Raw genomic sequence first — 12,648 nt, forward strand, 5'->3', positions numbered from 1 at the left:
AAGTTGGGCACTCTAGAGGGACTGCCAGGGATAACCTGGAGGAAGGTGGGGATGACGTCAAATCATCATGCCCCTTATGCTTAGGGCTACACACGTGCTACAATGGGTGGTACAGAGGGCAGCCAAACCGTGAGGTGGAGCTAATCCCTTAAAGCCATTCTCAGTTCGGATTGTAGGCTGAAACTCGCCTACATGAAGCTGGAGTTACTAGTAATCGCAGATCAGAATGCTGCGGTGAATGCGTTCCCGGGTCTTGTACACACCGCCCGTCACACCACGGAAGTTGGGGGCGCCCGAAGCCGGATAGCTAACCTTTTGGAAGCGTCCGTCGAAGGTGAAATCAATAACTGGGGTGAAGTCGTAACAAGGTAGCCGTATCGGAAGGTGCGGCTGGATCACCTCCTTTCTAAGGAGAATTACCTACTGTTTAATTTTGAGAGTTTTTATAAAAAATCTCTTGACAAAATTCGACAAATATAATAAAATATTTATGTTGAAAATGATATGGGGGTGTAGCTCAGCTGGGAGAGCACTTGCCTTGCACGCAAGGGGTCAGGAGTTCGATCCTCCTCATCTCCACCATTAGTACTTTGAAAACTGTATAACATTTAGTGATATGACATCATTTTTTATAAATAGACAAGAAAAGTCTTTAAAATAATTTTTAATAACTGGTCAAGTTATTAAGGGTGCAGGGCGGATGCCTTGGCACTAGGAGCCGATGAAGGACGTGATAAGCTGCGATAAGCTTCGGGGAGTTGCACGTAAACTTTGATCCGAAGATTTCCGAATGAGGAAACTCACTTAGAGTAATGTCTAAGTATCGTTAAGTGAATACATAGCTTAGCGAGGGGAACCCGGGGAACTGAAACATCTAAGTACCTGGAGGAAGAGAAAGAAAAATCGATTCCGTAAGTAGCGGCGAGCGAACGCGGAACAGGCCAAACCAATAAAGTTTTCTTTGTTGGGGTTGCGGACATATCATAAAAATCGAGGTCATCGTAGATGAAGAGAGTTGGAAAGCTCCGCTATAAAGTGTAACAGCCACGTAGTTGAAACGATAATTCGATAGATATGATCCAGAGTACCACGGGACACGTGAAACCCTGTGGGAAGCAGGAGGGACCATCCTCCAAGCCTAAATACTACCTAGTGACCGATAGCGCATAGTACCGTGAGGGAAAGGTGAAAAGAACCCCGGGAGGGGAGTGAAATAGAACCTGAAACCCTGCACTTACAAGCTGTGGGAGCACATTTCTTGTGTGACCGCGTACTTTTTGTAGAACGGGCCAACGAGTTACGTTAAGTAGCAAGGTTAAGCACTTAAGGTGTGGAGCCGTAGCGAAAGCGAGTCTTAAATGGGCGATTTAAGTTACTTGACGTAGACCCGAAACCGGGCGACCTATCCATGAGCAGGTTGAAGCGAAAGTAAAATTTCGTGGAGGACCGAACCCACGAGCGTTGAAAAGCTCGGGGATGACTTGTGGATAGCGGTGAAATTCCAATCGAGCCCGGAGATAGCTGGTTCTCCCCGAAATAGCTTTAGGGCTAGCCTTGAGCTTAGAGAAACGGAGGTAGAGCACTGAATGTCCTAGGGGGTATTGCACTTACCGAAGACTATCAAACTCCGAATGCCGTCTTCTTTTGCTCAGGAGTCAGACTGTGGGTGATAAGATTCATAGTCAAGAGGGCAACAGCCCAGATCGTCAGCTAAGGTCCCTAAATGTACGTTAAGTGGTAAAGGATGTGGGATTGCACAGACAACCAGGATGTTGGCTTAGAAGCAGCCACTCATTTAAAGAGTGCGTAATAGCTCACTGGTCGAGTGATCCTGCGCCGAAAATTTCCGGGGCTAAAACGTACTACCGAAGCTACGGCATCATTTATGATGGGTAGGGGAGCTTCGTATGCAGGCTGAAGCATGACCGTAAGGACATGTGGACAGTATACGAGTGAGAATGTTGGCATGAGTAGCGAGACGTGGGTGAGAATCCCACGGGCCGTAAACCCAAGGTTTCCAGGGGAAGGTTCGTCCGCCCTGGGTTAGTCGGGACCTAAGCCGAGGCCGAAAGGCGTAGGTGATGGACAACAGGTTGATATTCCTGTACCACCAATAACCGTTTGAGGAATGGGATGACACAGTAGGATAAGCTAACCACACTGTTGGTTATGTGTGGCTAAGTACTGAGGCAGTCAAGATAGGCAAATCCGTCTTGATAATGCTAGGGTACGATGGGGAGCCCTTTTGGGCGAAGTAGCTGATTTCACACTGTCGAGAAAAGTCTCTACCGAGGTTAAAGGTGCCCGTACCGTAAACCGACACAGGTGGGTGAGGAGAGTATCCTAAGGCCAGCGAGAGAACTATTGTTAAGGAACTCGGCAAAATGACCCCGTAACTTAGGGATAAGGGGTGCCATCCTTTGGATGGCCGCAGAGAATAGGCCCAAGCGACTGTTTACCAAAAACACAGGTTTCTGCTAAGTCGCAAGACGATGTATAGGAGCTGACGCCTGCCCGGTGCTGGAAGGTTAAGGGGATCTGTTAGGAGCAATCCGAAGCAGTGAACTTAAGCCCCAGTAAACGGCGGCCGTAACTATAACGGTCCTAAGGTAGCGAAATTCCTTGTCGGGTAAGTTCCGACCCGCACGAAAGGCGTAACGATTTGGGCACTGTCTCAACAATAGACTCGGTGAAATTGTAATCCCGGTGAAGATGCCGGGTACCTGCGACAGGACGGAAAGACCCCATGGAGCTTTACTGTAGCTTGACGTTGGGTCTTGGTACTACATGTACAGGATAGGTGGGAGACTATGAAGCATGGACGCCAGTCTGTGTGGAGTCACCCTTGGGATACCACCCTTGTAGTACTGGGATCCTAACCAGAGGCCTTGAATCAGGTCTTGGGACACCGTCAGGTGGGCAGTTTGACTGGGGCGGTCGCCTCCCAAAAAGTAACGGAGGCGCTCAAAGGTTTCCTCAGCACGGTCGGAAATCGTGCGAAGAGTGTAAAGGCAAAAGGAAGCTTGATTGCAAGACATACAGGTCGAGCAAGGACGAAAGTCGGACTTAGTGATCCGGTGGTTCCGCATGGAAGGGCCATCGCTCAACGGATAAAAGCTACCCTGGGGATAACAGGCTTATCTCCCCCAAGAGTCCACATCGACGGGGAGGTTTGGCACCTCGATGTCGGCTCATCACATCCTGGGGCTGTAGTAGGTCCCAAGGGTTGGGCTGTTCGCCCATTAAAGTGGTACGCGAGCTGGGTTCAGAACGTCGTGAGACAGTTCGGTCCCTATCCGTCGCAGGCGTAGGAAATTTGAGGAGACCTGTCCTTAGTACGAGAGGACCGGGATGGACGTACCTCTGGTGTACCAGTTGTTCTGCCAAGGGCATGGCTGGGTAGCTATGTACGGAATGGATAAGCGCTGAAAGCATCTAAGCGCGAAGCCAACTTCAAGATAAGATTTCCCACCGTAAGGGTAAGACCCCAGGAAGACTACCTGGTTGATAGGTCGAAGGTGTAAGTGCAGTAATGTATTTAGCTTATCGATACTAATAGGTCGAGGACTTGACCAAAATCATTAACTAAATGATATACAGTTTTCAGAGTATTAACTCTAAAAGATAAAGATTATGTGGTTATTATAGCAAAGAGGATACACCTGTTCCCATACCGAACACAGAAGTTAAGCTCTTTAGCGCTGATGGTACTTGGGGGGCGACCCCCTGGGAGAGTAAGACGTAGCCACGTAATCTTTTTTTATGTCTAAAATTAAATAATGATTAAAATTATTTTTATGAGTATAAATAAGGTCGTTGATAGATTATAATAGTATCAACGACTTTATTTGTATTTATATACGAAAATTAATTGATAAATATAATACATATTAAATAAGTATTAATTTATTATATTGATTATTGGTTAGATCTAATCATTAGAAGGAGAACAAAATGAAAACAGAGATTATTAATCATTTAAGAGAAATCGTAGAAACTAATCTAATATCATTTCATGTGCCAGGTCATAAGTTAGGAAAAATTTATGACAAACTTGGATACTCTGATATAGTTAAAAATATATATAAAATGGACACAACTGAGATACCAGGAACTGATAATTTACATTCGCCAGAAGGAATAATAAAAAAATCGCAAGAAAGGGCTTCTAAGGCTTTCAAAAGCGATGAGACATATTATCTTATAAATGGAAGTACATGTGGGATACAAGGGGCTATAATGGCTTTATGTAATCCTAAGGATAAGATAATTGTTAATAGAGATTGCCATCAATCTGTTATAAATTCATGTATATTAGCTGATATAGAACCTATATATATACTTTCTAAAATTGACAAAGAAACTAATATACAAGAGGGAATAGATATTGAAGAATCTAAGAAGATAATAGACAATAATTTAGATGCTAAAGCTATTTTACTTACATATCCAACTTACTATGGAAAAACTTTTGAATTAAATGAAATATGTGATTATGCACACAAGCACAATATAGCAGTAATAGTAGATGAGGCACATGGGGCGCATTTAGGTTTAAGTGATAGATTACCAAAGACTGCCCTAGAAGAAGGTGCAGATATAGTAATTCAAAGTACTCATAAGACATTACCTTCATTTACTCAATCATCAATGATACATATAAAAGGAGATAGAGTGGATAGACAAAGATTAAGTACTATGCTTAGAATAATAGAATCATCTAGTCCTTCTTATATTCTTATGTCTTCATTAGAATTGGCTGTAGATATATATGAAACTAAAGGTAATGAATTAATGGAAGAACTTTTAGATAATATAGAGCAATTTAAAGAAAAAAATAAAAATACAAGTTTTGATATATATAATGAGGATGACAAAACAAAGTTATTTTTATCTTCTAAAAAACTAGGAATGACGGGATATGAATTAGAAGATCTTTTAAGAGAAAAGTACAATATACAGGTAGAATTAGCCAATTATTATGGAGTACTTTTAATATGTACTATAGGAAATACTAAAGAAGATTTAGATAAATTATCCGAAGCATTAGAAGACATGTCGAATAGATATAAGAAAGATTCTTATATAGAATGTCTAGAATATCCAGTAGTAATACCAGAAAAAGCACTAAATCCTAGAGAGGCATTTTATAAAAATAAGAAAAGTGTTAAAATATATGAAAGTATTGGACAAATTTGTGCCGAATATGTAATACCGTATCCTCCAGGAGTGAGTTTGTTGTCTCCAGGAGAAGTAATTACTAAAGAAATAATAGATTATGTAATTTTATGCCATAAAAAAGGAATGAATATAAATGGAATAAAAGATTTGAATTTAGAATTTATAGAGATTATAAGTGACTAATATAAATGATTATAAATTTTAGATAGACTCAGTTTAATATGTTATGTTAGTTAATCTATTATTCTATTAATGTATCTTATACATAATTAAAAAATAAATCAAAATATATAAGACTAAATAAAGAATTACGGAGGTGATACCTGGTTAAATATTTTTTTAATCAGGATATAAATATGAAGGGAAAGTTAATAATCATAGAAAGTGGATCAGATGCAAGCGGAAAGGCCACTCAAACAAAGAAGTTATATGAAAGACTTTTAGAAGATGGATATAATGTTAGAAAGGTTGAATATCCAAACTATGATGGAGAATCATCAGCACTAGTTAAGATGTACTTAAGAGGAGATTTTGGAAGTAAGCCTTCAGATGTAGACCCGTATATAGCATCTACATTTTATGCAGCAGATAGATATGCATCGTTTAAAACAGAATGGGAAGAGTTCTACAATAATGGTGGTATAGTACTTGCAGATAGATATACAACATCTAATATGGTACATCAAGCTTCTAAAATGGCTAAAGAAGATAGAGATAAATATTTAGATTGGTTATTTGATTATGAGTTTAATCTATATAAAATTCCACAACCAGATTGTGTAGTATTTTTAGATGTTCCAATAGAGTTTAGTAAAAAACTTATGGAAAATAGAAAAAACAAAATAACTGGTGAGGATAAAAAAGATATACATGAAAGTGATTTAGATTATTTAGAGAAATCATATAACAACTCTTTATATATAGCTGATAAGTATAATTGGGAAAAAATAAACTGTGTAGAGGAAGAAAACCTTAGAAGTATAGATAGTATACATGAAGAGATATACAAGGTTGTAGAGGATAAGATAAAATCTGTGGAGAGATAAATATGTACTTTGAAGATATAATAGGACAAGAGTTTGCTAAAAAATACTTAACAAATTCTATAAACAATAACAAAATAAGCCATGCATACATGTTTGAAGGAATAGAAGGTATAGGAAAAAAGAAACTAACCGAGGAATTAGCAAAATTATTGCTAGATATAAGTGATGTTAATAATAGCCCTGACTATATAGAGATAAAGCCAGATGGAAATAGTATAAAAATAGCACAAATAAGAAAATTACAAACAGATATAATTATAAAGCCTCATAAAGATTATAAAATATATGTAATAAATGATGCACATAAAATGACAGTTGAAGGTCAAAATGCTCTTTTAAAGACGTTAGAAGAGCCACCACAGTATGCTATAATAATTCTTGTAACATCTAATAAAGAAGCTCTTTTAGACACTATAAAATCTAGATGTGAAATAATTAAATTCTTACCTATATCTCTTATAGACTTAAAAAAATACCTAATACAAAAAGGTGTAGATGAACAGAGAACTCAATTGTTAGCTACTTTTTCTAGAGGTAGTATAGAAAAAGCATTAGAACTGTCTGAATCTAGTGAGTTTGCTCTTATGAGAGAAGAAATACAATCATATATAGAAAGACTTCTTGATAAGAATATAGTTGATATATTAGATATATCGTTAGATATAGAAAAATATAGAGGAGATATATTCAATATTTTAGATATTATGATTAATTATTTTAGAGATATTATGTTTATAAAAGAAAAAATTGACAAGAACATGATAATAAATTCCGATAAAATTACTTTTTTACAAAATATGAGTAAAAAAATTAGCTATTCTCAAGTGTCTAAGATTATTGATATAATAGAAGAGACAAAGAAAAAGATAAGAAGCAATTGTAACTTTAATATAAGTATGCAAGTTATGGCTTTGAATATATATGAGGTGATTAAATGATAAAGATAGTGGGTGTTAGGTTTAAAAATGCAGGTAAAATTTATTACTTTGATCCTGTTGATTTAGAAATAGAGAAAAATATGGATGTAGTAGTTGAAACTGCAAGGGGATTAGAATATGGTTCAGTGGTAGTAGGGCCAAAGGAAATATCAGAAGAAGAGTTAGTTTCACCATTAAAACCAATCATAAGAGTAGCTACAGAAGAAGATACTAAAATATATCTTGAAAACAAAGAAAAATCTAAGGAAACTTTTGAAATATGCCAACAAAAAATTAAAAGCCATGGGTTAACTATGTATTTAATAGATTGTGAATATACATTTGATAGAAATAAGCTAATTTTCTATTTCACAGCAGAAGGCAGAATAGATTTTAGAGAGCTTGTAAAAGATTTAGCATCGATATTTAAGACTAGAATAGAATTAAGACAAATTGGGGTTAGAGATGAAGCTAAAACAATAGGTGGATTAGGACCATGTGGTAGAAGTCTTTGTTGTTCATCATGGTTAGGAGATTTCCAACCAGTATCTATAAAAATGGCAAAAGACCAAAGTTTATCATTAAACCCTACAAAAATATCAGGAATATGTGGAAGACTGTTCTGTTGCTTAAAATATGAGCATGATGTGTATGCAGAAGCGATAGATGTTATGCCATCAGTAGGAGCATTAGTTAAAGTTGAAGATGGAAAAGGACGAGTTATAGAAATAAATCCATTATTAGAACAAGTTAAAGTTGAATTTAATGATAAGACTATAAAAGTATATCTTAAAGATGATGTTAAGGTATTACAAGAGCCTAGAAAATGTGGTGGATGTCAAAATGATATAGATGAAGCTACATTAAGAGAGTTAAAGAAACTAGAAGATTAATTTTATATAACTAAGGGGGTAGGATTTTTCCTACCCTTTTAGATAGAATAAATATAATTGATAAAGAACTTAATATAGAAAATATTAATATATTTAGTAAAGTATTTGACAGTCTTAGAGTAAGACATGAAAGGAGATATATATGGAAGTACAATTAAAGGAAACAGAAAGAATAGATGACTTGCAATTGAAAGGTCTTAAATTAATACAGGATAAAACTGGATTTTGTTTTGGTATAGATGCAGTATTATTAGCTAATTTTGCAAAGGTTAAAAAAGGAGCTAAAGTAGTAGATTTAGGAACTGGAACAGGTATAATACCAACACTTATAGCAGGAAAAAGCCAAGCGAGTAAAATAATAGGTGTAGAGATACAAGAAGAAGTATATGAAATGGCTACTCGCTCTGTAAAATTAAACAATCTACAAGACAGAGTGGAAATAATAAATGCTGACATAAAAACAATAGATAAAACACTAGAAGTACATGGCTATCATGTAGTTACATCAAATCCTCCATATATGCACATGGATGGTATAAAAAACCCTAATGATAAAAAGATGATATCAAGACATGAAGTTAAATGCAACTTAGAAGATGTTATAAGAGCAGCATCAAGGCTTACAATGCCTAAAGGAAAGTTTTTCATGATACATAGACCTACAAGACTTGTAGATATAATAGAGTTAGGAAGAAAATATAGACTAGAACCTAAGCAAGTTCAATTTATTCATCCAAGAGCTAATAAGGCACCAAACCTAATACTTGTAGAGTTTGCTAAAGATGGAAGACCAGAATTGAAAATACTGGACCCATTATATGTATATGGAGAAGATGGAAACTATACAGATGAGATAAAAGCAATATATGCAAATGAAGATATAGGAGAAGAGTAAATGAGCGGAAAGTTATATGTATGTCCAACACCTATAGGTAATTTAGAAGATATGACTTATAGAACAGTAAGAATTTTAAATGAAGTAGATTTAATAGCAGCAGAAGATACAAGACATAGTATAAAGCTTTTAAATCATTTTGAAATATCTAAACCATTAACTAGTTACCATGAACATAATAAAGATTCTAAAGGAAGTTATCTTATAGATAAATTATTAAATGGAGAAAATATAGCATTAATAAGTGATGCAGGAATGCCTGGAATAAGCGACCCAGGTGAAGAAATAATAAAGCAAGCAATAGAAAATAATATAGAGATAGAAGTATTGCCAGGAGCTAGTGCATCTATTATAGCTTTAGTTGGTTCAGGGCTAGAAACTAGAAAGTTTGCTTTTGAAGGATTTTTAGATAGAGATAAGAGAGTAAGAAGGCAACAATTAGAAGAAGTCAAGGAAGAAAGAAGAACTATAATATTCTATGAATCACCACATAGATTAAAAGATACTTTAAAAGATATGCTAAAAATATTAGGAAATAGAAAAATAGCAGTAAATAGGGAGCTTACTAAAAAATATCAAGAAGTAATAAGAGAAGATATTGAAACAGTAATTGAAATATTTAATGAAAAAGAAGTAAAGGGTGAATTTGTATTAATAGTAGAAGGATTTAAAGGTGAGATAACTAAGAAAAATAGCTATGATGACCTTAATGAAAGAGAATATGTTATTGCATTACTAGAAGAAGGTAAAAATAAAAAAGAAGCTATAAAAATAGTATGTAAGGATAGAAAACTACAGAAAGATATAGTATATAAGCAAGTTTTAGACCTATAAAATAAAACTAACTTGGGGTGGCTAAAATGGAAATTAAAGATATGTTGTTAGAAAGTTTAGTGTTTGAAAATACATCAGAAAAGTTTAAAGAATTAGATAGACTTAAAAAATTAGAAAAAGTTATATTAAAATTAAATGGCATGAAGGAAGTAGGAGAATGTAAATTTCATGTAGTAAATGTCTATGAACATTCTATAAAAGCCTTAGAAGAGTTTGAAGAAATGCTCAAAGAGGGAGAATTTTTCTCAAGTCATTTAAGAAACAATATAAAAGAATATTTAAATGAAGATATGGATGGTCATATAAAAAAGATTCATCTATTAAAATTAAGTATATTCTTACATGATATAGGTAAAGCAGACAGTAAAACAGTAGATGATACAGGAAGAGTACATTTTAGAGGGCATGAGATAGTAGGAGCTAAAATTTCAAGAGAATTAGGAAAAAGCCTAAATCTTGATGAAAGAAGTATAGAATTGATTGAAAAATATGTAAGATACCATATGGTACTCTTAGCTCTATATAAGAAAAATGATATGAGTAAAGAAAATCTTACAGAGTTATTTGATATTTTAGGAAAAGACTGTATAGGAGTGTTTATATTAGGCTATTGCGATATAGTAGCAACAAGAAAACTACTAAATCCAAATGAAGATATGAATATAATAAAGGTGTATATGGAATATGCACTTACGAATTATATCTATAGATACAAGCAAAGTTCATAATATAAATATTAGTTAGCTAGAATATATATTTTTAAAGAAAAGAAGTCAATGTAAAATAGTAGTTACTTTACATTGACTTCTTTTTTGATAATATTGGATCAATTTTTATAATATAGCCTTAGCTTGTATTGGTGTTGATAGTATAACTGAAGTTTTAGTAGAGCCGATTTTCTTTATTGTATCAATAACGTTTTCAAGTTCATACATGTCTCTAACTACAACCTTTAATAGTGAGCAGTCATCTCCTGTAACATGATGACATTCAACTATTCTTGGATCTTGACGAGCTACATTAATAAACTCTTCATACTTATTGCTAGGTAAAGATATGTGTATAAAAGCTTTTATAACTCTACCTAAAGCATCAGGATTAACTATAGCTTTATAACCTTCTATTATTCCTGATTCCTCTAGCCTTTTAACTCTTTCAGAAACAGCTGGAGAAGTTAGTCCAACTATTTTACCTAAATCTTTCATTGAAATTCTACCATCTTGTTGTAGAATGTCTATAATTCTGTGATCTGTAGCATCCATTTTGAATCCCCCTTGTATTAAGATGATTTATTATAGAAATTTTTAGAATCTATCATGTTGTTTTTTAGGTCCCAAAGGTCCTTAGATAAATCTACTTTGTAAGTTTGAGGATTAGAAAATCTTCTGTACTCATCCCATAAAGTGTTTAACTCATTTTGTACATAATCTCTTATTTTCATAACAGGTTTATGCTCATACATACATTTACCATTTATAAATAAAGGCTTATGAAGCTCTTTAACTGTATAGTTATTAAAAACTTTTGATTTCCAAGTGTATACAGGATGGAATACAGTAAGAGGCTTAGATTCATCTATTTTCTCATCATGCAACATTATTAAATCTGCTTCAGCCTTGTTATCTTCATTATAAATTCTTATAACTTTTTTATATCCTGGGTTATTTATTTTTTCAGGATCTTCTGATAATTTTATCTTAGGTTCTATTTTATCGCCATTAAAAGATGCAGCTAACTTGTAAACTCCTCCCAGAGACGGAGAGTCAGCAGATGTTATCAATTTAGTTCCAACACCCCAAGAGTTTATAGCAGCACCTTCAGATTTAAGATTAGATATAGTATGCTCATCTAAGTCATTAGATGCTGTTATACTAATATCAGTAAAACCTTCTTCTTCTAATGCTTTTTTACATTCTTTAGATAAATAGTGTAAATCACCAGAATCTAATCTAATACCTAAAGGCTTGTGACCTTTTTCTCTTAAGTTTTTGAATACTTTTATAGCATTAGGAAGTCCACTATTTAATACATTATAAGTGTCTATAAGTAAAAGGCATTTATCTGGATATATGTCGGCATAAGCTTCAAATGCCTCTAATTCTGTATCAAATTTTTGAACCCAGCTATGAGCTTGAGTTCCTACTACAGGAACATCAAATAATTTACCTGCTAAAACATTAGCAGTAGCATTACATCCCCCTATCATAGCAGCTCTAGCACCATATGTACCGGCATCAGGACCTTGAGCACGTCTAAGTCCAAACTCAAACACTGGATCTCCTTGAGCAGCAAAACAAACTCTAGATGCCTTCGTTGCTATAAGTGATTGAAAATTAACAATTGTTAATAAGGCAGTTTCGATTAATTGGGCTTGATATAATGGAGCTTTTACAGTAAGTATAGGCTCATTTGGGAACATTATAGTACCTTCTTCAACTGAGTATATATCCCCTGTAAATTTGAAATCCTTCAAAAACGTTAAAAATTTATCAGAAAAAAGATTTAGGCTTTTAAGATACTTTAAATCTTCATCGGAAAAATTTATGTTTTTTATATACTCAACAAATTGATCTATACCACACACTATTGTGTAGCCCCCGTTGCAAGCATTTTTTCTAAAAAACATATCAAATACTACAACATCTTCATGGATATTTTTTTCAAAATAACCATTTATCATAGTGAGTTGATACAAATCAGTAAGAAGTGTTAAATTTCTCATTGCATTTCTCCTTAAATATATATAATTATAAAATCACTTCGTATATGGATTAGTATGAAAAGCTAGTTGATTAAAAAACCCCACATATATACTAAAACACAATATAGTGCAAGTTTCAAGTATAAAGTAGTATATATAAATCATAAAATTTATCTAGAGG

General features: G+C 34.4%; 9 protein-coding genes, 1 tRNA gene, 2 rRNA genes and 1 other annotated feature. Of the genes, 10 read left to right on the forward strand and 2 right to left on the reverse strand.

Annotation, left to right across the window (positions count from 1 at the left end; genetic code table 11):
• Positions 1-406 (forward strand) — a sequence feature (16S ribosomal RNA rRNA prediction is too short).
• A gap of 100 nt (positions 407-506) precedes the next feature.
• From FRIFI_RS00005 to FRIFI_RS00050, 10 genes are all read left to right on the forward strand, one after another.
• Positions 507-582 (forward strand) — tRNA-Ala (locus tag FRIFI_RS00005).
• Between the two features lie 91 nt (positions 583-673).
• A 23S ribosomal RNA gene (locus FRIFI_RS00010) occupies positions 674-3,576 on the forward strand.
• 58 nt (positions 3,577-3,634) lie between these two features.
• A 5S ribosomal RNA gene (gene rrf / locus FRIFI_RS00015) occupies positions 3,635-3,751 on the forward strand.
• A gap of 203 nt (positions 3,752-3,954) precedes the next feature.
• Positions 3,955-5,364: an aminotransferase class I/II-fold pyridoxal phosphate-dependent enzyme gene (locus FRIFI_RS00020; protein ID WP_092921506.1), complete on the forward strand. Its 1,410-nt coding sequence runs from the start codon at positions 3,955-3,957 to the stop codon at positions 5,362-5,364.
• Between the two features lie 173 nt (positions 5,365-5,537).
• The gene (locus FRIFI_RS00025; protein WP_092921504.1) at positions 5,538-6,227 is read left to right on the forward strand and encodes a dTMP kinase; all 690 of its coding nucleotides are present in this window, start codon (positions 5,538-5,540) and stop codon (positions 6,225-6,227) included.
• A gap of 2 nt (positions 6,228-6,229) precedes the next feature.
• The gene (locus FRIFI_RS00030; RefSeq protein WP_166504660.1) at positions 6,230-7,165 is read left to right on the forward strand and encodes a DNA polymerase III subunit; all 936 of its coding nucleotides are present in this window, start codon (positions 6,230-6,232) and stop codon (positions 7,163-7,165) included.
• Entirely contained in the window at positions 7,162-8,037 is an 876-nt protein-coding gene (locus tag FRIFI_RS00035; RefSeq protein WP_092921500.1) for a PSP1 domain-containing protein, read from the forward strand. Before FRIFI_RS00030 ends, FRIFI_RS00035 begins: the two co-directional genes overlap by 4 nt.
• A 142-nt stretch (positions 8,038-8,179) precedes the next feature.
• On the forward strand, positions 8,180-8,932 hold the full coding sequence (locus tag FRIFI_RS00040) for a tRNA1(Val) (adenine(37)-N6)-methyltransferase (RefSeq protein ID WP_092921497.1): 753 nt from the start codon (positions 8,180-8,182) through the stop codon (positions 8,930-8,932).
• Positions 8,933-9,766 carry a 16S rRNA (cytidine(1402)-2'-O)-methyltransferase gene (gene rsmI, locus FRIFI_RS00045; RefSeq protein WP_092921495.1) on the forward strand — a complete coding sequence of 278 codons (834 nt, stop codon included), beginning with the start codon at positions 8,933-8,935 and terminating at the stop codon, positions 9,764-9,766.
• 26 nt (positions 9,767-9,792) lie between these two features.
• Positions 9,793-10,494 carry an HD domain-containing protein gene (locus tag FRIFI_RS00050; RefSeq protein WP_092921493.1) on the forward strand — a complete coding sequence of 234 codons (702 nt, stop codon included), beginning with the start codon at positions 9,793-9,795 and terminating at the stop codon, positions 10,492-10,494.
• A gap of 105 nt (positions 10,495-10,599) precedes the next feature.
• On the opposite strand, the gene FRIFI_RS00055 is transcribed toward FRIFI_RS00050, so the two are convergent.
• Both FRIFI_RS00055 and FRIFI_RS00060 read right to left on the reverse strand, forming a co-directional pair.
• Positions 10,600-11,028: an Lrp/AsnC family transcriptional regulator gene (locus FRIFI_RS00055; RefSeq protein ID WP_092921491.1), complete on the reverse strand. Its 429-nt coding sequence runs from the start codon at positions 11,026-11,028 to the stop codon at positions 10,600-10,602.
• 17 nt (positions 11,029-11,045) lie between these two features.
• Entirely contained in the window at positions 11,046-12,488 is a 1,443-nt protein-coding gene (locus FRIFI_RS00060) for a nicotinate phosphoribosyltransferase (RefSeq protein WP_092921489.1), read from the reverse strand.
• Between the last annotated feature and the right edge of the window lie 160 nt (positions 12,489-12,648).

The sequence above is a fragment of the Romboutsia hominis genome, from assembly GCF_900002575.1.
GTDB lineage: Bacteria > Bacillota > Clostridia > Peptostreptococcales > Peptostreptococcaceae > Romboutsia_C > Romboutsia_C hominis.